The sequence below is a fragment of the Kitasatospora sp. NPDC008115 genome, assembly GCF_042957205.1.
Lineage (GTDB): Bacteria > Actinomycetota > Actinomycetes > Streptomycetales > Streptomycetaceae > Kitasatospora.
Window position 1 is genome coordinate 1 of record NZ_JBIBHU010000041.1, and the last position, 20,888, is coordinate 20,888.

Annotated in this window: 18 protein-coding genes; 7 read left to right on the top strand and 11 right to left on the bottom strand. The window is 76.4% G+C overall.

The window, feature by feature from the left end:
- Positions 1-124 precede the first annotated feature (124 nt).
- The 5 genes from ACFZBX_RS34390 to ACFZBX_RS34410 form a co-directional block, all read right to left on the bottom strand.
- The gene (locus ACFZBX_RS34390) at positions 125-1,114 is read right to left on the bottom strand and encodes a hypothetical protein (RefSeq protein WP_391537733.1); all 990 of its coding nucleotides are present in this window, start codon (positions 1,112-1,114) and stop codon (positions 125-127) included.
- Between the two features lie 260 nt (positions 1,115-1,374).
- On the bottom strand, positions 1,375-2,499 hold the full coding sequence (locus ACFZBX_RS34395) for an N-acetylmuramoyl-L-alanine amidase (protein ID WP_391537734.1): 1,125 nt from the start codon (positions 2,497-2,499) through the stop codon (positions 1,375-1,377).
- A 7-nt stretch (positions 2,500-2,506) separates the two neighbouring features.
- The gene (locus ACFZBX_RS34400; protein WP_391537735.1) at positions 2,507-3,778 is read right to left on the bottom strand and encodes a hypothetical protein; all 1,272 of its coding nucleotides are present in this window, start codon (positions 3,776-3,778) and stop codon (positions 2,507-2,509) included.
- Between the two features lie 227 nt (positions 3,779-4,005).
- Positions 4,006-4,662 (bottom strand): class I SAM-dependent methyltransferase, encoded by a 657-nt coding sequence (locus ACFZBX_RS34405; protein WP_391537736.1) that lies wholly within the window; start codon positions 4,660-4,662, stop codon positions 4,006-4,008.
- Between the two features lie 439 nt (positions 4,663-5,101).
- Positions 5,102-6,460, bottom strand: coding sequence for a M48 family metalloprotease (locus tag ACFZBX_RS34410; protein WP_391537737.1), 1,359 nt, complete (start codon positions 6,458-6,460; stop codon positions 5,102-5,104).
- 161 nt (positions 6,461-6,621) lie between these two features.
- Between ACFZBX_RS34410 and ACFZBX_RS34415 the strand changes: the two genes are divergently transcribed.
- Complete coding sequence (locus ACFZBX_RS34415) at positions 6,622-7,746, top strand: alcohol dehydrogenase catalytic domain-containing protein (protein WP_391537738.1); 1,125 nt, start codon at positions 6,622-6,624, stop codon at positions 7,744-7,746.
- Positions 7,747-7,795: 49 nt separating this feature from the next.
- Here ACFZBX_RS34415 and ACFZBX_RS34420 read toward each other — a convergent pair whose 3' ends face one another.
- The 4 genes from ACFZBX_RS34420 to ACFZBX_RS34435 all read right to left on the bottom strand — a co-directional run bounded on the left by ACFZBX_RS34420 (position 7,796) and on the right by ACFZBX_RS34435 (position 13,891).
- Positions 7,796-7,951, bottom strand: coding sequence for a hypothetical protein (locus tag ACFZBX_RS34420; RefSeq protein ID WP_391537739.1), 156 nt, complete (start codon positions 7,949-7,951; stop codon positions 7,796-7,798).
- Positions 7,952-8,248: 297 nt separating this feature from the next.
- On the bottom strand, positions 8,249-8,392 hold the full coding sequence (locus ACFZBX_RS34425; RefSeq protein ID WP_391537740.1) for a VenA family class IV lanthipeptide: 144 nt from the start codon (positions 8,390-8,392) through the stop codon (positions 8,249-8,251).
- Positions 8,393-8,537: 145 nt separating this feature from the next.
- The gene (locus ACFZBX_RS34430) at positions 8,538-10,553 is read right to left on the bottom strand and encodes an alpha/beta fold hydrolase (RefSeq protein WP_391537741.1); all 2,016 of its coding nucleotides are present in this window, start codon (positions 10,551-10,553) and stop codon (positions 8,538-8,540) included.
- Positions 10,550-13,891, bottom strand: coding sequence for a lanthionine synthetase LanC family protein (locus tag ACFZBX_RS34435; RefSeq protein ID WP_391537742.1), 3,342 nt, complete (start codon positions 13,889-13,891; stop codon positions 10,550-10,552). The genes ACFZBX_RS34430 and ACFZBX_RS34435 overlap by 4 nt, the downstream gene beginning before the upstream one ends.
- A gap of 647 nt (positions 13,892-14,538) precedes the next feature.
- On the opposite strand from ACFZBX_RS34435, the gene ACFZBX_RS34440 reads away from it, so the two are divergent.
- From ACFZBX_RS34440 to ACFZBX_RS34450, 3 genes are read left to right on the top strand one after another with little or no spacing between them, the layout of a single operon-like run.
- On the top strand, positions 14,539-15,375 hold the full coding sequence (locus ACFZBX_RS34440; RefSeq protein ID WP_391537743.1) for a Nif3-like dinuclear metal center hexameric protein: 837 nt from the start codon (positions 14,539-14,541) through the stop codon (positions 15,373-15,375).
- 23 nt (positions 15,376-15,398) lie between these two features.
- A complete protein-coding gene (locus ACFZBX_RS34445; RefSeq protein ID WP_391537744.1) occupies positions 15,399-16,142 on the top strand; it encodes a zinc ribbon domain-containing protein in 744 nt (247 codons plus the stop codon).
- Positions 16,143-16,146: 4 nt separating this feature from the next.
- A complete protein-coding gene (locus ACFZBX_RS34450; RefSeq protein WP_391537745.1) occupies positions 16,147-17,295 on the top strand; it encodes a bifunctional RNase H/acid phosphatase in 1,149 nt (382 codons plus the stop codon).
- Positions 17,296-17,389: 94 nt separating this feature from the next.
- Here ACFZBX_RS34450 and yaaA read toward each other — a convergent pair whose 3' ends face one another.
- Together yaaA and ACFZBX_RS34460 are read right to left on the bottom strand one after the other, a co-directional pair.
- Positions 17,390-18,175: a peroxide stress protein YaaA gene (gene yaaA, locus ACFZBX_RS34455; protein ID WP_391537746.1), complete on the bottom strand. Its 786-nt coding sequence runs from the start codon at positions 18,173-18,175 to the stop codon at positions 17,390-17,392.
- Between the two features lie 41 nt (positions 18,176-18,216).
- Positions 18,217-18,672, bottom strand: a complete 456-nt coding sequence (locus ACFZBX_RS34460) for a DUF3995 domain-containing protein (RefSeq protein WP_391537747.1) — start codon at positions 18,670-18,672, stop codon at positions 18,217-18,219.
- Positions 18,673-18,824: 152 nt separating this feature from the next.
- Here ACFZBX_RS34460 and ACFZBX_RS34465 point away from each other — a divergent pair, with 152 nt between their 5' ends.
- From ACFZBX_RS34465 to ACFZBX_RS34475, 3 genes are read left to right on the top strand one after another with little or no spacing between them, the layout of a single operon-like run.
- The gene (locus ACFZBX_RS34465; RefSeq protein WP_391537748.1) at positions 18,825-18,986 is read left to right on the top strand and encodes a hypothetical protein; all 162 of its coding nucleotides are present in this window, start codon (positions 18,825-18,827) and stop codon (positions 18,984-18,986) included.
- Positions 18,983-19,354: a type II toxin-antitoxin system death-on-curing family toxin gene (locus ACFZBX_RS34470; RefSeq protein WP_391537749.1), complete on the top strand. Its 372-nt coding sequence runs from the start codon at positions 18,983-18,985 to the stop codon at positions 19,352-19,354. Before ACFZBX_RS34465 ends, ACFZBX_RS34470 begins: the two co-directional genes overlap by 4 nt.
- Positions 19,355-19,400: 46 nt before the next feature.
- Positions 19,401-20,867 carry an RNB domain-containing ribonuclease gene (locus ACFZBX_RS34475; protein WP_391537750.1) on the top strand — a complete coding sequence of 489 codons (1,467 nt, stop codon included), beginning with the start codon at positions 19,401-19,403 and terminating at the stop codon, positions 20,865-20,867.
- Positions 20,868-20,888: the final 21 nt, after the last annotated feature.

Below are 20,888 nucleotides of genomic sequence, written 5' to 3' on the forward strand. Positions count from 1 at the left end.
ACGCTCGGCTGGGAAACCCCAGCCGAGCGCCTGCATAGACTCATCGCGGCCTAGACAACCGACCACGTGTTGCGACAACCGCTAGAAACCACCCTCTCCGGTCCCGCCCCTTCGCCGTACGGGGTCAGCCGCGCTGGATGCCCGAGGTGTCGGCCAGCACGCCCTGGGTGCCGTCCTGGAGCTGGGCGACCAGCGCGCTGCCGCGCTGCTCGACCGCCAGGTACCAGGTGCCCGGGACGAGCTCGCCGACCGGGGCGCCGGCCGGGTTGTCCTTCGGGGCCAGCTGGCGCGGCGCCGGGACGGCGAACCAGAACGGCGCGAAGTCGGCGGCCGGGGCCGGCTGCGGCTGCGCGGCCTGCTGGGCGGCGGCCTGACGGGCGGCCTCGGCCTCGGCGGCCTGCGCGGCCGCGGCCTGGGCCTGGGCCTGCTGGGCCTGCTGGGCGGCGACGTCCTGCGGCTGGCCCTGGCCCGGGACCGGCTGGCCGGTCTGCGGGGTCGGGTAGCCGTAGCCGCCGGGCTGGCCGGCGAACGCGGGGGACTGCGCCTGGTTCGGGTCCTGGCCCGGGCCCGGGTAGCCGTAGTGGCCGGGCTGACCCGGCTGACCGGGCTGGCCCGGGGCCGGGTATCCGCCGCCGGGCGGGAAGGCGGCTGTGGCGGCCGGACGGTCGGTGACCAGCGGGGTCTTGAGTACGGGGATCAGCTGGCCGCCCGCGGCCGCACCGGCCAGGACGATCAGCGCGATGACGGCGAGCCAGGCGCCGATGCCGTGGCCGATGCCCTCCAGGCCGCCGCCGAGCGACCACAGCGCGGCCCAGAGCGCGGCCACCGAGAAGGCGATGCCCCACTGGTCCAGGCGCAGGCCGAGGATCTGACGGTTGGCGGCGGCCTGGCCCTGGAAGCGCTGGACCAGGATCAGGGCCGCGGCGAGGATGCCGAGCAGGAAGACCGAGGGCAGGACGGGGAACAGGACGCTGTCCCAGGCGTTCGTCGAGGTGTCGCCGCAGTACTTGCCCTTGCAGTCGACGGTCCAGTACGGCAGGAAGGAGGCGATGAAGAGCAGGACGGCCGCACCTGCGACGGCGGCGTCTCCCTTGGTGAGAGCGCGCAGATTCACTAACGTTCCCCTCGTTGGTGTGTCGTGGTCGGCGGTTTTAGGTTCCGGCGCTCGGCCGGTGTGGTGTCGGCGCCCGCCCGGTCCGCTGACCGGCCGGAAAACCCCGAACGGACCAGAAGCCTAGGGCCAACGGCCGCGCGGGTGCACGGCAGGGCACGGGAACGGGGCGAAGTCGTTGCAAACCACGCGGTTCCGACCAGGTGGTTTCCGGCTCCGGCCCGCCGGGCTCCGCCCTGGACGGCACCGGGCTCCGCGGGCTCCTACCGGGTGGTCAGGAACGCCGTCAGCGCGTCGGCGATCCCCTGGGCGGCCTGCTGGCGCCACTGAGGATCCGTCATCCGGCGGGCGTCCGCCGGGTTGCGCATGTTACCGCACTCGATGAACACCTTGGGGACGGTCGAGAGGTTCAGTCCGCCGAGGTCGGAGCGGGTGTCCAGGCCCTGGCTCGCGGTGTAGTCGGCGTAGGGCTCGCCGGTCGCCCGGTGGAAGTTCTCGCGCAGCAGGAGGCCGAGCCGGTGCGAGGGGTCGACGATCGCCGAGGTGTTCGCCTTCCCCGCGACCACCTTGGCGGGCATGATCACATGGAACCCGCTGCCGCTCGCCGGGCCTCCGTCGCCGTGCACCGAGACAGCCGCGTCGGCGTGGGCGGTGTTGCCGGCCCGGGCGCGCTCGTCGATGCACGGGCCCCAGGGGCGGTCGCCGTCGTGGACCAGCACCACGGTGGCGCCCCGGGCGGCGAGGATCGCCCGGGTCCGGCGGACCACGTCGAGGGAGTACTCGGCCTCGGTGTAGCCGGCGTTGGTGGAGGTGCCGGTGGTGTCGCACTCCTTGCGGGCGTTGCCGATGTCGACCTTGCGGTTGATCTCGGCGGTGTGGGCGAAGCTGCCGGTGTTGTGGCCCGGGTCGAGCAGGACGGTGCGGCCGGCCAGGGTGGTGGCGGTCGTGGGGGCGACGGTGGGGTCGTTGGGTGCGCCGGGTGCGGTGGGGGCCGGGGCGGGGAACGCGGGGTCGGTGGCGGCGCCGGCGGTGGGGGCCGTGGCGGGGCCCGTGTCGGCGGGGCCGGGCGTGTCGGTGCTCGTCGCGGCGGGGGCCGGGGCGGCGTCGGGGGTGCCCCGGTCCGGGCCGCCGACGGCCTGCCAGCCCAGCCAGCCGGCCAGGCCGAGCGGGGCCAGCACGGCGGCGGCGGTCACCGTGCGCAGCAGCGGGGACCGGCGGCGCGGGGTGGCGGGGGCGTCGTCGGGAGCGTCGGGCGTGTCGCTGTCGGGGGCGTTGTCGGGTGCGTCGTTCGCGGGGGCCGCGGCGTCGACCGGGTCCGTCGGGCGGGCCGGCCCGGTCGGTCCGGCCGGCTCGGTCCGCGCGGCCCGGTGGCGGGTGGTGCGAGTCACGGGTGGGTCAGATCCGGTCCTGGGTACGGGCGGTGAAGCCGAACTGGTCGGCGATCACCTTCCACTTCGTCACGAAGTCCTTCTTCGCCTGGGTGGCCCTGGGGTTGAGCTCGTCGGCGCGCTTCTTGTCGGCGGTGTTCGGGGCGCTGCCCGAGCAGCCCTGGCCGGCGACCGTCCGGGCCCAGCTCGCGTACGCCCGGTCGATGTCGGCGGACAGCTGCCAGGCGGACTTCAGCGACTGCACGGCGTCCGCGCCACCCGGCAGGTCGGTGGCGCTCAGCGTGGCCAGCTTGGCGAGGAGCTCGTCGCGCTGCTTGGCGCCGTTGTCGAAGACCTGCGCGGCGGCGTCGATGTCGGGCTTGGCCGGGCAGCTGTTCACCTTGGCGACCGCGTTGCCGATCGGGGCCTTGGCGCTCTCGCCCTGGCTGAGCAGCTCGTCCAGGGCCTTGGCCTGGGCCTGCGCGTTGGGCCCGCCGGTGGTCGCGGTCGGGCTGGGCGTCGCGCTCGCCGGCGCGCTGTCGGAGGCGGCCGGGGTCGGGGCGCCGGCCGAGCCGCCGGGCGCCGGGGCGGGCGGAGGGTTCCCGGACGCGTCGGCGCCGCCGGTGGCGGCGGCGGACGGGGCCGCGGGGCCGGCCTGGTCGGTGTCGGGGCCCTTGTCCCGGGCCGCCCAGAGGACGCCGCCGCCCAGGGCCAGCACGAAGAGCAGGGCGAAGGCGATCAGCAGCGGCGCCCGCCGGCTGCCGGTGCGGTCCTCGTCGTCGGGCTCGGCGTAGCCGGTCGGGTAGTCGCGCTGGGGGTACTCGTGCTGCGGGTAGTCGTGCTGCGGGTACTCGTGCGACGGCTGCGCGGGCTGAGGGGGTCCCGGCTGGTAGTGGCCGGGGTGGCCGTACGGGGCCTGGGCGCCGTAGCCCTGCTGGGGCGGGGGAGGGAACGCGGCCTGCGGCGGCTGGTGGGGCGCGCCGTAGGACGGGCCGGCGGCCGGGGCGGCCTGGGGGAACGCGGGGTCGGTCCGGGGCGGCAGCGGGCCGGGGGCGGCGGGCCGCGGCGGCACCGGCTTGGGGAGGAAGGCCGTCGGGGCGTCGTCGGCGGGCGGTCCGGCCGACGGTCCGACGGGGGGCTGCGGGGGGCGGGAGGGCGCGGCGGGGGCGGTCGGCGGCGCGGCGGGCGCGGCGGGAGCCGCCGGGGCGGAAGGCTGCTGGGGACCACGCACCCAGCCGCCCGCACCGCCCCGGGCGGTCGGGTCCCAGACCGCCGGAGCGGTGTTCTGCTGGTCCGTCATCTGTGCTGGCCCCCACGGTCGGCCCGGGTGCGCTCCGCCCGGATGCTCTCTGCTGGTGTCATGCGGCCGTGCCGCGATCGCGGGCGTCCGCGACCGCGCGGACACCGTACCGTTCGCGCCCCCGCCCGACGGCCCCGGCACGACGTTAGAGCATCCGTGATCGTCCGTGGGCACGGTCGGCCGATTCCGGACACCCCGGCCGGCGCCGGGTCGCGCGGGGGTGCCGCTCAGAGGGCGGCGCGGCGGCGCAGGACGCGCAGCGAACCCGTCACCGAGACCTCCTCGAAGCCCTCGTCCAGCGCCCGCAGGTACACCCGGTAGGGGGCCTGGCCGCCGTCGGCCGGGTCGGGGAAGACGTCGTGGACCACCAGCAGGCCCTCGGGCGCCAGGTGCGGCGCCCATCCCTCGTAGTCGGCGGTGGCGTGCTCGTCGGTGTGGCCGCCGTCGATGAAGACCAGGGCGAGCCGGCCGCCCCACAGCGCCGCGATCTGCGGCGAGCGGCCGACCAACGCGACCACGTGCTCCTCCAGTCCCGCCGCGTGCAGGGTGCGGCGGAACCTGGGGAGGGTGTCCATCCGGCCGACCTCCGGGTCGACCAGCGTCGGGTCGTGGTACTCCCAGCCGGGCTGCTGCTCCTCGGAGCCGCGGTGGTGGTCGACGGTCAGCGCGACGGTGCCGGCCTCCCGGGCGGCGTCGGCCAGCAGGATCGCGGAGCGGCCGCAGTAGGTGCCGATCTCCAGCACGGGCAGCCCGGTCCGGCGCGCGGCGGTCACGGCGGCGGCGTACAGCGCGAGGCCCTCGTCGACGGGCATGAACCCGGTCGCGCCCTCGAACGCGGCCAGCACCTCGGGCCGGGGGCGCGGGGTCTCCAGGAGGTCGGACATGGTGCTGCTCCTCGACGGGGGTACCGGTGTGTTGCTGGTCGCCGTCGGACCCTACTCGACGGTACGCCCCGGGGCGGCGGCCACCCTCGCACCCTTGCCCCCGGACCCTTGCCCTCGGACCCTCGCTTCCGGCCCACCCCCCAGGGCGCGCCGCCCTCGCCCCTGGCCCACCCCCCAGGGCGCGCCGCCCTCGCCCTTTGGGCCCTCGCTTCCTCCCGCCGCGCGCGGGCGGGCGGAATATGTAGACCGATCCACCTAATCAACGCTGAAATATGCAGGACGGTCTAGATATTCAGACCCGAATCAGTAGATCGGTCGACATATTTTTCGCATGCCAACCCGTGCAGCTCGGGACGCGGAGCGGTCCCGGAGTAGGAAGTCGGACTGGCCGACTTCCTACTCCGGGACCGGGCGAGCGCGGCGGACGCGCGGTGGTCGGTCAGCCCGCGAGCAGGACGCGGGCGACCCGGGTGCCGTGCGGGGCGAGTTCGACAGCGATGGCGGTGGCCTCGTCCGGCGCGCAGGTGACGGCCGCCGGGAGCGGTGTGCGGCGGCCGAGGAGCGCCAGCCGCAGATGGGTCGGCGGGTGCGAGGCGTCCACCGTGTGGCCGTCCTTGCGCGAGCGGCGCAGCAGCCGCTCGCGCTCCAGCGGCGGGATCGCGGCCAGGTGCGCGCGCAACTGCGGCCAGAGCGCGGTCACGTCCGGTCCCGGAGCGGCGTCCCGCCGCCCGGACCGCGGCCGGGACTGGATCTCGGCGCGCAGCCGCATGGTCACCGTCCCGGTCGCCGGGCCGAGCAGCAGCGTCTCCAGCATCCCGCCCGCCGCCTCGGTCGACGCGACCCGGGCGCCGAACTCGTCGGCCTTGTACTCGGCCTGCTGCCCGGCCCGCGCCGTGAGCCGGTCGAGCAAGAGGTAGGCCCGGTAGGGGAGTTGGCTGACGAGGCGCAGGAAGGCATTGCCGATGTAGTCCCCGATCAGCGACAGCAGCGCCACCACGCCGTACCCTCCCTGAGCCCGCTCGCGCGGCCGGGAGAGGTCGTACCAGTGCGCCAGCGCTCCCATCGCCGAGCCGAGCCACAGGCCGCGCCGGTTGTCGCCGTTGACCCGGTGGGCGAGTTCGTGCCCGAGCAGCGCGACCCGCTGCTGGTCGTCCAGCGCCTCCCAGAGCGGCAGGCCGATCGTGAGCACCGACGTCCGGCGCAGCCCGACCACCCCCATGGACGCGTTGAAGTCCTCGGTGACCCGGATGACCCCGACCGGCGGCGCCCCGAGCCCGGCGGCGACCCGGTCGGTCAGCCCGTACAGCGCGGGGGCCTCGGCCCGGCTCAGCACGCCCGTGCCGCTCGGCACCCGGCCGAGCCGTGGCCGGAGCAGGAAGGCGACGGCGAGGAGGAGCGCGCCCAGGCAGCGCAGCGGCGTGTTGCCGGTGACGAGCAGCCAGGCGGCCGCCCCCGCCACGGCGACGGTGACGGCGTGGACCGGGACGGCGAAGGCGGAGGCGGCGAGCCAGTCGCGGCGGGTGATGTCGCCGCGGCCGGCCACCACCTCCTCGAACAGCCGCTCGGTCCGCTCGGCCGCCGCCCGCTCCCGGGCCTGCTCCTTCGCGGACCTGGCGCACTCCTCGGCGGCCTCCTCGGCGGGAACCAGGTTCCATTCGCACGCCGGGCACCAGGCGGTGAACCGGGGGTCGGGGTCGATCGGCCCGGAGCACGCCGGGCAGGAGCGGGGACGGTCGGAGGCGGACGGCGTGGGCGCGGGCGCAGGCGCGGGAGGCAGCGGAGCGGCGGGGTTCGGCACGGCGGCTGATCATGCCAGGCGCCCCGGACCTGGGGGAACCCTTCGAACCACCGGGTTTCACCGGTTCGAGGGGCGCGGGTGGAACGTGTTCTACTCCGCCCCCGCGCGCCGTGCCAGAATCGGCCCGACCAGCGATCCGAGACGGACCCCGGAGCAGCCCCATGCGCGCAGCCATCCTGCACAAGACCGGTCAGGAGACGCTCGACGTCCGCGACGACGTCGAGGCCGTGGGCTTCGGTCCCGGTAAGGTGCGGGTCCGGCTGCGCGCCGCCAGCCTCTGCCACTCCGACCTCTCGGCGATGAACGGAGTCCTGCCCCAGCCCGCGCCGTTCGTCCCCGGCCACGAGGGCGCCGGGGACGTCGTCGAGGTCGGCGAGGGGGTGACGGACCTCGCCGTCGGCGACCGCGTGGTGCTCTGCTGGATGGCGCCCTGCGGCCGGTGCGCGCACTGCGGGAACGGCCGCTCGCACCTCTGCGTGGCCAGCCTGCGGCGGCTCGGCGCGCCCAACTTCCGCTTCGGCTCGGGGTCCGGTGCCGGCTCAGGCTCGGGCTCGGGCTCCGGTGAGGCGTCCGGTGAGGCGTCCGGCTTCTACGGCACCGGCGCCTTCGCGGAGGAGGTGGTGGTCGAGCGCGACGCGCTGGTCCCGGTGTCGGCCGACCTCCCGTACGAACTGGCCGCGCTGATCGGCTGCGGCGTGACCACCGGCATCGGCGCCGCCGTCCACACGGCCCGCGTCGAGCCGGGCTCGTCGGTCGCGGTGATCGGCGCCGGCGGGGTGGGCGTCGCGGCGGTGCAGGGCGCGCGGGTCTGCGGCGCGGGCCGGATCGCCGTGGTCGACCCGGTGGTCTCCCGCCGGGAGCGGGCGCTGGCCTTCGGCGCCACCGAGGCGCTCGCCCCCGAGGACCTCAAGGCGGCGGCCAAGGGCCTGCCGGACGGCGGCTTCGACTACGTCTTCGAGGCGGTCGGCCGCTCGTCCACCGTCCGGGCCGGATACGGCGCGGCCCGGCGCGGCGGTGCGGTCGTGGTGATCGGCGCCGGGGCGCAGGACGACCTCGCGAGCTTCAGCATGGGCGAGCTGTTCTTCAACGAGAAGCGGCTGCTGCCCTCGCTGTACGGCGGCGCGCCGCTGGTGCGCACCGCCGCGCTGGTGGTGGAGCTGTGGCGGGCCGGGCGGATCGACCTCGCGGGGATGATCACGCACCGGGTGGAGCTGGCGGAGGTCAACGAGGCGCTCGCGCAGATGCGAAGCGGCGAGGCGCTGCGGACGGTCGTGATGCCGGGCTGAACGGGGTGGGCCCGCCGGACGACGTCCGGCGGGCCCACGGCGAGGTCGCTCAGCCCTGGTCGGCGGCGGCCCGGTGACGGCCGTGCGGATCGGCCTCGGGGCTGTCGTCGGCGGCCGACGGGCCGCGGTGGCGACCGTGCGACGCGGTGTCCTCGGCCGTGGTCTCGTCGGGGTCGGTGAGGGTGTCGGACATCAGAATCGTCATTTCCTTGCGAGGGTGCAGATGCTTCGGCGCCCGGCCGGCACATCCTGGGCGCGGTCCGTACCCCGGCCGCCACCTTAACCGCCGGGGCGGGCGAGATCCTATCGAGATCACCCCGCCCATCCGGGCACCGGCACGTCCCCGATCAGCGCACTCACCCGCCCGCCTCCAGCCCGAACCACCCCGGAGCGAAGAGCCGACGGACCCGGCTTCCCGTGGGGGTGGTGCTGTGCCGTCTTCGCCTGTCCGGACAGGCGAAGACGGCAGCAGGGTGGTCGTGCTACTTGCCGATCCTCATCACTAGCTGATGGTGAAGATCAGGCAGGTCAGGATGAGACAGGTGTACTGGCAGCCGCCGCCGTGGCCGGTCAGCTGGACGGACTCGGTCTCCGGCAGGTCCTGCAAGGCCGCGAGGTCGGTCTCGAAGTCCACCATGTTCTCCATGATCGGGTTCCTCCCCATTGATGGTTGCGCCCGTCGCGAGGTGCGGTGCGGGCGCCTTTCGGTGACCCCGGGCGGCTCGGTCCGCCGCCGTGGGGTGGTTCCCCCGGCCGTGCAGGGCCGGGGAGTCTGTGGGTTCGGCGCGGGCCTACCCCGGGCGGCCGGTGCGGAGGAATGCGGCGAGCAGTTCGTGCAGCACCGCGCCGCCCTCCTCGGCGAGGACCTCGTGCCCGGCCCCCGCCGCCTCGACGTAGCGGAAGTCGGTCCCCTCCGTGCGTCCGATCCTCAGCAACTCGTGCCGCAGCGAACGTGATTGGCTCACCGGAACGACCTCGTCCCGGTCGCCGTGCACGACCAGCAGCGGTGCCCCGATCCGGTGCGCGAGCTGGAGCACGTCGCGCGGCCCCCGGGCGTCCGCGATCGGCTCGCCGCCGCCCAGCCGGGTGGTCAGCGCCCGGACGGGGGACGAGGCTTCGGCCAGCAGCCGGGCACCCGACAGGAACGGTGCGACGACCGCGCAGCGCGTCACGTGCTCGGCCGGCGCGTGCGCGGTCGCCAGCAGGGCGAGGAACGCGCCGTAGCTGACCCCGAACAGGGCCGGCGGCTCCAGGCCCAGCGCGGCCCGCTGGCCGGCGACGGCCTCCAGCAGGTACAGCACGTCGTCGAGGTCCGGCCCGCCCCAGGCGCCCCGGATGGCCATCGCGTGCGCCAACCCGTAGCCGGTGGAGCCGCGTTGGTTCGGCGCGAGCACGGCCAGGCCCTCGGCGGCCATCCGTTGCAGGGCCGGGTCGAACTCCAGCCGCCAGGCGTCCGCCGGTCCGCCGTGCAGCGCCAGCACCAGGTGCGGGCTGCTCAGCCAGGCGTCCCCGCCGTACACCACGGCCTCCAGCGGCCCGGCCGGTCCCGCGAGTTCGAGGCTCTGGGCGGGATGCCAACGCCCGCCGTCACCCGGTTCGGCGGAGCCGTCCAGGCGCCAACCGGGCGGCGGCGCACTGGAGTTCGCGCGGCCGACGGCGCCGGGCCGCCAGGGCAGGACGGTGTCCCGCCACGGCCCGGGCAGTCCGGAGCCGAGCGGCGCCAGTTGCAGCGGCAGCGGCATCGGCGCCGGGGCGGACACGGTGGCCGCCGGGTCGTGCGCCAGCAGCGCGTCCACGTCCAGGGTGGCGAGCGCGGTCGGGTGGTCGGGCGCCGAGTACGGCACCCGCAGCCCGCCCGCCGACCAGCTCCCCACCGCGCCGATCCGCCCGGGCGGGACCGGCAACGGGTCCAGCCGCCCGGCGGCCGGGCGCCACAGCGCGAGCGAGCAGCCCGCGCCGTGGTCGACCTGGATGGCCACCCGGGCCCCGTCCTCGCCCGGACGCAGCGCCACCGGCCGCAGGAACATGCCCGCGACGTGCAGGGCCTCCGGGAACCGCAGCGGTTCGCCGCCGCCCAGGACGCCCCAGCCGATCCGGTCCGCGCCGGGCGCGTCGCTGCGCACCATCGCGAACCGGCTGTCCGGGTCGAACAGCACCAGTCGGTCGTTGCTGCGCTCGCCGATCTCCAGCAGCGGGGTGACGCCGCCGGTGCGCAGGTCGAGCGCCACGGTGCGGACCAGGCCGTCGCGTACCCGGTCGAGCGCCAGCAGCGCGCCGGTGTGGTCCAGCCAGACGCCCCCGCCGTGCAGGCCCGGGATCTCGGCGACCTGCTGCGGTGCGGAGCCGTCGGCCCGCACCAGCCAGACCGTGGTGGCCGGCCGGGTGTCGCTGCCGACGGCCAGCGCGACCGGCGCCCCGGGGCCGGACGGCGCGCCCGCCGGGAGCGGCAGGAGGCGCAGGCCGGGCATCCGCAGGGTGGCCAACAGCCTTTCGGCGGTCGATGGTTGGCCGTCGGGAGTGTTGGCGGCGTGGAGCGTGACCAGGTCGTGCCGTTCGCCGTCGTGCCGGCAGACCAGCACCGAACCGTCGGGCAGGGCGACCAGTTGGGAGCGGAAGCTCTCGAAGCGGTTCGCGGGCAGGTGCAGGCCGGTCGGGGTGGCCGGCCCGGCCGTCGGGAGGTGCCAACTCTCCACGTACCAGCCGCCGTCGGCGGCGGCGGCGAGGCAGGCGGCGTGGCCGCCGTCGGCGGAGAAGGTGAAGCTGAGCCGGCGCAGCGCCCGGGTGGTGGCGCGGGTGGCCACGGTCATGTCGCCACCGTCCCGGGCGGGTTCGGATTCGGATTCGGGGCCGGGGCCGAAGTCAGGGTCGGGACCGGGTCCGTCCAGAGCCGTGGGCCGCCGTGCCGCAGTCGGAGGAGGAAGGCCAGCGCCCCGGCCGTCCCGGTGCCGTACGCGGGGGCGGAGCCGGTGCCGGTCTCGTCCGGCAGGACGAGCAGGCCGTCGCGCAGGGCCGACCGGGCTTCGATGAGGTCACCCAACTGGCCTGCGGCTGAGTGGAATTCGGGGTCTCCGGTGGCCTCGGCCAGGTCGAGCAGGAACTCGCCGTTGCCGGCCAGGCCGTGGCAGGCGGTGGTGCCGCTGTGCCAGCGCCCGGCGGTCACCGCCCGGCCGGCGGCCACGGCGAGCCGGTGTGCGTCGGCGTCGCCGGTGGCGCGCCAGAGCCGGACGAGGAAGGTGCCGACGCCGGAGGAGCCGCTGCACCAGTGCGCCAGCCGGACGTGCCCGGGGTCGTCGGCGCTCTGCGGCCACCAGGCGGCCGGGGCTTCGGCGGAGGCCGAGGTGTCGAGGCGGGCGGTGGCGGCGAGTGTGCGGCCCGCCGCGCGGGCTCCGTCGAGGAGCGGGCCGTCGCCGGTCGCTCCGGCTGCGGCCAGCAGGAAGGCGCCGACCCCCGCGACGCCGTGGGCGTAGCCGAGGTGGGTGATCCCGGCGAGCGCCGAGTCGAATTCCTGCGGCACCGGCCACACCGTGCCGTACGGCGCCTGCTGCGCGGCGGCGAGCAGGGCGTGGCCGCAGCGGACCGCCCGGCCGAGGAACCAGCGGGGTCCCGCCGAAGAGTCCTTCGCATCATCTGTTGCAAATCGGAGTTGGAGAAAGCCGGCACCGGCCGCGCCGTGGCAGACGTCCGGGTTGGGCCACTCGACCGGTATCCGGCCGGCCAGCTCGGCCGCTCGCCCGGCCAGGGCGTCGTCGCCCAGTGCGCGGGCGGTGTCCAGCAGTGCCCAGGCGGCGCCCGACCGGCCGAAGTGCAGGCCGGGCAGGACGACCGGCTCGGCGGCGCACCGGCGCTCGATCCAGTCGGCGGCGGTGCGGGCGGTCGTCCGGGCGGTCTCCCGGACGTCCTCGGGCAGGCCGGTGGTTGCGGCGGCCCGGGCGAGGACGGCCAGCACCCCGGCGGCGCCGTGCTGGACGTTGCACGGGTCGGACCGCTCGCCGGCCGGCACCACGGGCCAGAGCCGGTCCCGCCGGGACGGCGTGGCGGTGACGGCGAGCAGCCGCAGCCCGTCGTGCAGCACCCGGTCGAGGACGGCCGCCGCGTGGTCACCGCTCGCGGCGCGGCCTGCTCGGCCGTGGCGGGTGGGCGAACTGTCGGGGTGGGTGGCCGGCGGGGTGTCGTGGGTGCCGGGGGTGTCGAGGTTGCTGACGTCGGCGTCGGCGTTCCGGTGTTGGGTGGGCGAACCGGCGGGCTGGGTGGCCGGCGGGGTGTCGTGGGTGCCGGGGCTGCGGGGGTGTTCGCCGGCGGGGCGCTGGGGGTGGGCGGCCTTCGGAGGCGGCGGCGCATCGTCGACACCGGCGCCGGGGGAGCCTTCCCCGATGGTGCGGGGGGCGCTGAGGTGGGTCTCGCGGGCGGCGGGCGGGGCGTCGCCTCCGTTGTGGGGTGCTCCCGGAGCCTCCGTGTCCCAGAACGAAGCGAGCGGCACGCACACGCCGGCCGGCTGCTCGCCCTCCGGCATCTCCTCGGCGGCGGGCTCCGGTGCCTGCGGCCAGGGGGCGGGGGCGGCGGCCGTCAGGGACTCCCGGACCCGGTGCAGGCTCCAGCGGTCCCGCGGCTCCTCCGCGCGCAGGCCGAGGACGGCCGGGGCGAGCCGGTGGGCGGTGGCGCCGAAGCGGGCGGCGAGGGCGAGCCAGCGGCCCAGCCGGTCGGCGACCGGGCGGGCGTGCGGGAGGTCCTCGGGCAGCAGCGGGTCGTGGCCGGTGGCGAGGAGGAAGAGGAGCCCGCCGAGCGCGTACAGGTCGGCCTCCGGTTCGGCCGTGCGGACGCCGTCCCCGCCACGGCCCGCCGCGAGTCCGGCGAAGGGGCCGCTCCGCCGGCCGCCCGGCGCGCCGGCGGCGTCCCCGGTGACCAGGACGAGCCGCCCCGGGCCCTGCTCGGGGGCCCGGTAGCCGGGGGTGCCGGCCGAACCTGCCCGGCTGCCGGCCTCGGCGGCCAGTTCCAGGTCGACCAGCCGCAGCGAGCCGTCCGGCTGGACGAGGACGTTGCCGGGGGAGAGGTCGCGCAGCACGAGGCCCTCGTCGTGGACCCGCTCGACGAGGTCGAGCAGGGCGTGGGCCATCGGGCCGGCCTCGGCCCAGTCGACGTCGGGGCTGCCGTCGCGGCGCAGCCGGGACGCGACCCAGGCGCCCAGCGGCTGTCCGGCGATTCGTTCCTGCACGAGGAAGAGCGAGTCGTCCTGCTCGACGAGTTCGACCGGGCGCGGCGCCAGCCCCTGGCCCTCCAACCGGGCGAGCAGGGCGGCCTCGTGCCGCAGCGCGGCGCGCGCGTCCGTGCCGGCGCGGTCCACCTCGATGTGCGCGCGGGCCTGTTTGACCACGACCTCGGCGCCGCCGTCGGTGTCCCGGCCGAGGAAGACGCCGCCCTTGGCACCGTGCCGGATCGCCCCGGTGACCACGTACCGCCCGGCCAGCAGCACCCCGCCGCTGCCGCGCCGCCGCGCCGTCGGCCGTCCCGCGCCCGGCCGGTAGCCCGGGCCGCCCTCCCCCTGCGCCCTCGACCCGTCGACGCTGGTCAGCGGGTCCCGCGCCCACGGCGGGCACCGGTACGACGCCCCGCGCACGTCCTCGACCCGCTCGCCGCCCGGCCCGCGCAGCATCGAGCGGTACCCGCCGTCGTTGCCCAGCTCGGCGCGGGCCGCGATGGCCCCGTACCGGTAGTGGACCAGGCTGCCCGGCCGGTACGGCCGGTCGGAGAGCACCACGGGACCGGGCAGGCCGTCGGTGGCCCGGTGCAGCGCGGCGGCCAGCCGCCGGAACCGCGCCTCGCCGCCCGGATAGACGGTGATGAACTTGCCGGCCGAACCCCGGTCGCTGTTGCGCGAGTTGAGCTGGTGCAGCTGCTCGGGCCCGGCCGCGAACTTGAACGCGCACGGGTCCTCCGCGAGTACTTCGGTGACGGCCGCGAGCACCGCGCCGCCGACCGCCGAGGCGGCGCTGACGTGCAGCTTCCAGCCCTCGTCGGGAAGCCCGTCCGCGGACGGCCTGGCCGTGCACCAGAAGCCCTCGACGGTGACGCGCCAGCCGGCCTGCCCGTCGGCCCGCGCGTCCCCCTCGCCTCCCCGGCCCCCGGCGGCGGCCAGCGCCGTCCGCGTCATCTCCGACCACTGGCCGGCCGCATCCGGCCCGCGGTCCGCCGAGTCCGTGCCTCCGGCCGTACGCAGCGATGTGTCCGCCCCCACTCGTCACCACATCCCTTCGTCCGGTGCCGTCGCGCCCCGTCGGTGCCCACTGCTCCGGCACCGGGGCGCGCGGCCACGGCCTGAAATCGGTTCCTCGGAAATGCGCCGGGTATGCCGTCCTGGCCGCCTCCGCCGCGGGCCCGGTCCGTCCTGATCACCGGGGCCGGTACGTCCGGCGGAGCGCCTTCCCGGCCCCCCGCCGGGTGATCGGCCTGGGCACCGTCCGGGCAACTCCCGTTCGCAGAAGTGAAGTTACGTTCGGTAGCGAGGGATGCTCAATCCGAAGCCGGTCACTTCACTCGTAAGGGTGATCCCGGTGTCGTTTCGAATTCGTGCGAACGTCCCGGTGTGCGCGGCGCACGCCCCGTCCCCCGGTGCGAACCGCGCTCGCGCGCCGGTCGAACGGGGCCGCGCCGCCCGCCCGCGCGCGCCGCCACCGCAGGTTGACGCGCAGCCGTACGCCTGCGCCCGCCAGTGGGAACGGACCCGCGAGCCGCCCGCGGGCCACCGCGGCCGGAGAACCGGCGGACCGCCGCCGCCCGCGCGCACGGTAGTCTCGACAGGTGCCGAAACTGTCCGACGTCATCACCGCCCTCGAAGAGCTGTACCCGCCGCGGTGGGCGGAGTCCTGGGACGCCGTCGGCCTGGTCTGCGGAGACCCTCAGGCCGAGGTCCGCCGCGTGCTGTTCGCCGTCGACCCCGTGCAGGCGGTCGTCGACGAGGCCGTCGAGTGGGGGGCTGACCTGGTGGTCACCCACCACCCGCTGTACCTGCGCGGCACCACCACCGTCGCCGCGACCACCTTCAAGGGCCGCGTCGTGCACACCCTGATCCGCAACGGGATCGCCCTGCACGTGGCGCACACCAACGCCGACCACGCCGACCCGGGCGTCTCGGACGCGCTCGCCGAGGCCGTCGGCGTCACCGTCACCGGCCCGCTCGTCCCGGACCCGACCGACCCGCTGGGCCGGCGCGGCACCGGGCGGGTCGGCCTGCTGGAGCCCCCGCTGACCCTCGCCGTGTTCGCCGCGAACGTCGCCAGGGGACTGCCGGCCACCGCGGCCGGCGTGCGGGTCTCCGGCGACCCGAACCGCCTGGTCAGCCGGGTCGCGGTGTGCGGCGGCTCCGGCGACAGCCTGTTCGCCGAGGTGCGCGCGGCCGGCGTGGACGCCTACCTGACCGCCGACCTGCGCCACCATCCGGCCTCCGAGGCCGCCGAGGCGGCGCCGGTCGCGCTGGTCGACGCCGCGCACTGGGCCACCGAGTGGCCCTGGCTGCCGCTGGCCGAGCGGGCGCTGCACGGCGCCGCCGAGAAGCACGGCTGGACCGTGGAGACCCGGGTCTCCCGCACGGTCACCGACCCGTGGACCGCGCACGCCCCCATGTCCTTCCCCGCCTGACCCGATTCACAGGAGCTCTCCGCTTGAACGCCGCGCCCGCCGACCAGATCCGCCTGCTCGACCTCCAGGCCATCGACTCCAAGCTCGACCAGCTGGCCCACCGGCGGCGCAGCCTGCCCGAGCACGCCGAGATCGACAAGGTCACCGCCGACCACACCGCCCTCAAGGACCTGGTGGTCGCCGCCCAGGCCCAGCACGGCGACACCACCCGCGAGCTCACCAAGGCCGAGCAGGACGTGGAGCAGGTCCGCACCCGGGCCGCCCGCAACCAGCAGCGTCTGGACTCCGGCGCGATCACCTCGCCCAAGGACCTCGAGAACCTCCAGCACGAGATCGGCTCGCTGGCCAAGCGCCAGGGCGACCTGGAGGACGTCGTGCTGGAGATCATGGAGCGGCTGGAGTCCGCCCAGACCCGGGTCACCGAGCTGGGCGCGCGACTGGAGCACTCCACCGTCGTGCTGACCGAGGCCGAGGGCCGCCGGGACGCCGCGTACGCCGAGATCGACGCCGAGGTGGAGAAGGTCAAGCGCGACCGCGAGGCCGTCGCCGCCGTCATCCCCGCCGACCTGATGAAGCTCTACGGCAAGCTGCGCGAGACGCAGGGCGGCGTCGGCGCGGCCCGGCTGTACCAGCGCCGCTGCGAGGGCTGCCGCACCGAGTTCTCGATCACCGAGCTCAACTCCATCAAGGCCGAGCCGGCCGACAAGGTGGTCCGCTGCGAGAACTGCTCGCGGATCCTGGTCCGCACCGCCGACTCCGGCGTCTGAGCCGGTGGCGGCGCGCAGGTTCGTCGTCGAGGCGGACGGCGGCTCCCGGGGCAACCCGGGGCCGGCCGGCTACGGCGCGGTGGTCCGCGACGGCGACACCGGGCAGATCCTGGCCGAGACGGCCGAGTTCATCGGTCACGCGACCAACAACGTGGCCGAGTACAAGGGGCTGATCGCCGGCCTGCGCGCCGCCCGGGAGATCGACCCGGGTGCCTCGGTGGACGTCCGGATGGACTCCAAGCTGGTCGTCGAGCAGATGTCCGGCCGGTGGAGGATCAAGCACCCGGACATGCGGCCGCTCGCCGCCGAGGCCCGCGAGGTCTTCCCGCGCGGGACGGTCCAGTACACCTGGATCCCGCGCGAGAAGAACAAGGAGGCCGACCGGCTCGCCAACGAGGCGATGGACGCGGGCAAGGCCGGCCGCCAGTGGGAGCCCCGGCCCGCCGCCGCACCCGCGCAGGCCGCCGAGGAGCCCGAGCCGCTGGAGACCGCCGCGCCCAAGGCCGGCTGGGCCGCCCCCGCGGACCTCGGCACCCCGACCACCCTCGTCCTGCTCCGGCACGGCGAGACGCACCTCACCCCGGAGAAGCGGTTCTCCGGCAGCGGCGGCACCGACCCGGAGCTCTCCGAGAAGGGCCGCTGGCAGGCCGAGCGGGCCGCCGAGGCGCTCGCCGCGCGCGGCTCGATCCAGGCCGTGGTCGCCTCGCCGATGCGGCGCACCCGGCAGACCGCGGAGGCCGTCGCCGCCCGGCTGGGCCTCGACGTCCGCTACGAGGAGGGGCTGCGCGAGGTCGACTTCGGCGCCTGGGAGGGGCTGACCTTCGCCGAGGCGCGGGAGCGGTACCCGGACGACCTCACCGCGTGGCTCGGCTCCACCAAGGCCCGGCCGACCGGCGGCGGCGAGAGCTTCGCCACCCTCACCCACCGGGTCGGGGTGGCCCGGGACAAGCTCCTCGCCCGCTACCCCGGGAAGACCGTGCTGGTGGTCTCGCACGTCAGCCCGATCAAGACGCTGGTCCGGCTGGCGCTCGGCGCCCCGCCGGACTCGCTGTACCGGATGGAGCTGTCCGCCGCCTCGTTCTGCGCCGTCCAGTACTACGCCGACGGCAACGCCTCGCTGCGGCTGCTCAACGACACCGGGCACCTGCGCTGAGAACGCCGGGGGCCGGTCGGATTCGTCCGACCGGCCTTCGGTCCCCGGTCCCCGGTCCTTGGTCCCTGGCCTTCGGTCCCGCGCGTCCGGTGCCTCAGTGCACCTCGGTGACCACCACGTCCAGCTGCCAGGGCTTGCGCGCGGTGCCCTCGGCGGCGACCTCCACCCGGTGGCCCAGCCCCAGCAGCGCGTCCAGCAGCTCGGCCGGAGTCTTCGGCTCGGCGCCCGCCACCAGCAGGTCGCGGACCAGCCGGCCCTTGGTGGCCTTGTTGAAGTGGCTGACGACGGTCCGCCGGCCGTCCCGCTCCTGGAGCACCCGCACGGTCGCCGTCCGGGACGCCACCTCGCCGGCCGGCTTCCACGCCGCCGCGTAGGCGGAGGAGCGCAGGTCCAGCACCAGGCCGTCGGCGACCTCCGGCAGCACATCCGCCATCGCGCGCCGCCAGTACGCGCCGAGCGCCCCCGGTCCGGGGAGTTTCACGCCCATCGAGCAGCGGTAGGGCGGGATCCGGTCATCGATCCGCACCGCGCCCCAGAGACCGGAGAAGACCAGCAGGCTCCGCTCGGCCCGGCCGTACGCGGCCTCGTCCAGCGTCGCCAGCCCGAGGTTGTCGAACAGCACCCCGGTGTACACCTGCCCGGCCGGGAACGCCCCCGCCGTCGGCAGCCCCGCGTTGCGCGCCACCTCGCCGCGCAGCCCCGGGCTCAGCCCGAGCACCCCGGCGGCGGCGTCCTCGTCCCCGCGGCACAGCGAGACCAGCGCCTCCAGCACCTCCGCCCGCGCCGCCGTCAGCCCGGGCAGCGACAGCCCGTCGAGCGCCACCGGCACACCGTCCCCCGACGCGGCCTTCCCCTCCGAGGGCGGCAACAGCACCAGCACGACGGACTCCTCCACACTCCACGGCCACGAACCACGCCACCCTACGCAACCCACCCCCGCCCCGGGAAACCGCTGGTCACCGCGGCTCCGGCACCGAGCGCCAGGCAGAGCGGCGCGTAGTACCGGGTGTCCATCCGCCGGAACCGCTCGCTGCGCGCGCCCAGCCCGAGACCGGACACCACCAGCCCGCCCGCCCCGCGGGCCAGCAGCACCGCCGAGACCGTCCGCACCCCGGCCCGCCGCACCCGCGCCGGCCCCACCGCCGGTGCCACCCCGGCCTCCGCCGCCACCAGGTACGCGGCCGCCCCGAGCGCCCCGGCCACCGCCACGCACGCCGCCGCCGGCGGGACGCCCTCGCCCGTGCCGACCACGGTGTCCGCGAACTCCTCCGGCGTCCGCAGCGGCCACGGCGTCACCGTCCACACCGCGTGCAGCGCCCCGGCCACCGCGAGCCCCCCGGCCACCGCCACACCCACACCCCGCGTCACCGCACCCATCACCCGGACCTCCGTCCCCGCCGATTCCCTGACGACACCCACGCTACGACCCCTTACAGGCCGGTCCCCGGGCGGAAAACCGATGGCCGCCGCGAGCCCGCCGGCCCTACTGTCCGACCGAACCGGCAGTGACGACCGAGGAGCGTGCCGCGATGACCCCGTACCCCCTGGACCGCGTCCCCGGCGACGACGACGCCGTGGAGGAGTCCCCCGCCGCGCGGCCCCCGGCCACCCGCGCCGAGCGCCGCACCGCCCTGGTCCACCGCATCCGCGAGGCCAACGCGGAGACCCTGGAGAGGCTGAAGGACCTGTGATCGACTACCTCGACCTGGACGACGTCGGCTACCTCGCCGGCGGCCCGCGCAACATCCGCGACCTCGACGCCCTGCACTCCGCCCTCGGGCGGCCGCGGGCGAGCCTGTTCGGCGCCGACGCCTACCCCGACCTGTGGACCAAGGCCGCCGCACTCGGCCAGAGCCTCGCCCGCAACCACCCCCTGATCGACCGCAACAAGCGAACCGCCTTCGAGGCGATGCCGCTGTTCCTCGACTACAACAACGAGCCCTACACCGACCCCGGCCCCGACGAGGCCGTCGCCTTCATCCTCCGGCTGGCCACCGGCGGCTACGACGACAGCCTCACCCTCGCCGCCGCGGACCTGCGCACCCTCCTCGGGCGCTGACCCGCGCCGACGGGCGGCGGCGCGCCGGGCGGCCTACGCTGCCCCCATGCCCCGCCGAAAGCTGCGCGTCAAGGCCGCCGACTCCGCCCGGATCAACGAGGAGCTGGCCGAGCTGCGCGCCCGGCTGGAGATCCGGGCGGAGTGGCCCGAGGCCGTGCTGGCGGAGGCCGAGGAGGCCGCCGGCTCGCCGCGGATGCCCGAGTACGACGCCACCGACCTGCCGCTGTTCACCGTCGACCCGCCCGGCTCGCGCGACCTCGACCAGGCCATGCACCTCGCCCACCGCCCCGGCGGCGGCTACCGCGTCCACTACGCGATCGCCGACGTCGCCGCCTTCGTCCGCCCCGGCGGCGCCGTCGACGAGGAGGCCCGCCGCCGGGTGCAGACCCTGTACTTCCCCGACCGCCGGGTGCCGCTGCACCCCGCCCGGCTCTCCGAGGACGCGGCCAGCCTGCTGCCCGGGGAGGTGCGCCCCGCCCTGCTCTGGCAGCTCGACCTGGACGCCGACGGCGCCGTCGTCCTCGCCGACCTGCGCCGCGCCGCCGTCCGCTCGCAGCGCAGGCTCGACTACGCCGCCGTGCAGCGCGCCGTGGACGCCGGCGGCGCCGACGAACAGCTCGGCCTGCTCGCCACCGTCGGCCGGCTGCGCGAGGAGCGCGAGCGCGCCCGCGGCGGGATCAGCCTGCCGGTGCCCGAGCAGGAGATCGAGGAGACCGCGCGCGGCTACGCCCTCGGCTACCGCGCGGCCGGCCCCGCCGACGGCTGGAACGCCCAGATCTCGCTGCTCACCGGCCTGGCCGCCGCCGATCTGATGCTGGACGCGGGCGTCGGCCTGCTCCGCACCCTGCCCGCCGCCCCGCCGGCCGCGTACGAGCGGCTGCGCCGCACCGCCGACGCGCTGGACGTCGACTGGCCGGAGGGCCTGCCCTATCCGGACCTGGTCCGCTCGCTGGACCCGGAGCGCCCGCTGCACGCCGCCTTCCTCAACGAGTGCACCGGCCTGCTGCGCGGCGCCGGTTACCACGCTTTCGACGAGAGCCGGGGCGTGCCCGCCCCCGCCGACCCGGCACACGCCGCGCTGGCCGCGCCGTACGCGCACTGCACCGCGCCGCTGCGCCGGCTGGCGGACCGGTACGCGCAGGAGGTCTGCGCGGCGGTCGCGGCGGGGGAGCGGGTGCCGGACTGGGTGCGCGAGGCGCTCACCACCGTGCCCGGGCTGATGGCGGGCGGCGAGCGCCGGGCGGCCGAGGTCGAGCGGGCCTGCGTGGACCTGGTGGAGGCGGAGCTGCTGGCCGGGCGGGTGGGGGAGGAGTTCCGGGCGGTGGTCATCGACGTGGACGAGAAGCGGCCGGGCCGCGGCACCGTCCAGCTCCGCGAACCGGCCGTCCGGGCCCGCTGCGAACGCCCGGACGGCGCCTCGCCCCCCACCGCGCTCCCGCTCGGCGCGCGGATCACCGCCAGGCTCGCCACCGCCGACCCCACCACCCGGACGGTCCGCTTCGTCACCCTCTGACGCCCGCCCGGTGGGAGGATC

Excerpts from the sequence above, each read along its gene's own strand:
- ACFZBX_RS34400 (WP_391537735.1), bottom strand. The coding sequence starts at position 3,778 with ATGACGGACCAGCAGAACACCGCTCCGGCGGTCTGGGACCCGACCGCC.
- ACFZBX_RS34405 (WP_391537736.1), bottom strand. The coding sequence starts at position 4,662 with ATGTCCGACCTCCTGGAGACCCCGCGCCCCCGGCCCGAGGTGCTGGCC.
- ACFZBX_RS34415 (WP_391537738.1), top strand. The coding sequence starts at position 6,622 with ATGCGCGCAGCCATCCTGCACAAGACCGGTCAGGAGACGCTCGACGTC.
- ACFZBX_RS34420 (WP_391537739.1), bottom strand. The coding sequence starts at position 7,951 with ATGACGATTCTGATGTCCGACACCCTCACCGACCCCGACGAGACCACG.
- ACFZBX_RS34425 (WP_391537740.1), bottom strand. The coding sequence starts at position 8,392 with ATGGAGAACATGGTGGACTTCGAGACCGACCTCGCGGCCTTGCAGGAC.
- ACFZBX_RS34430 (WP_391537741.1), bottom strand. The coding sequence starts at position 10,553 with ATGACCGTGGCCACCCGCGCCACCACCCGGGCGCTGCGCCGGCTCAGC.
- ACFZBX_RS34435 (WP_391537742.1), bottom strand. The coding sequence starts at position 13,891 with ATGACGCGGACGGCGCTGGCCGCCGCCGGGGGCCGGGGAGGCGAGGGG.
- ACFZBX_RS34460 (WP_391537747.1), bottom strand. The coding sequence starts at position 18,672 with ATGGGTGCGGTGACGCGGGGTGTGGGTGTGGCGGTGGCCGGGGGGCTC.
- ACFZBX_RS34465 (WP_391537748.1), top strand. The coding sequence starts at position 18,825 with ATGACCCCGTACCCCCTGGACCGCGTCCCCGGCGACGACGACGCCGTG.
- ACFZBX_RS34475 (WP_391537750.1), top strand. The coding sequence starts at position 19,401 with ATGCCCCGCCGAAAGCTGCGCGTCAAGGCCGCCGACTCCGCCCGGATC.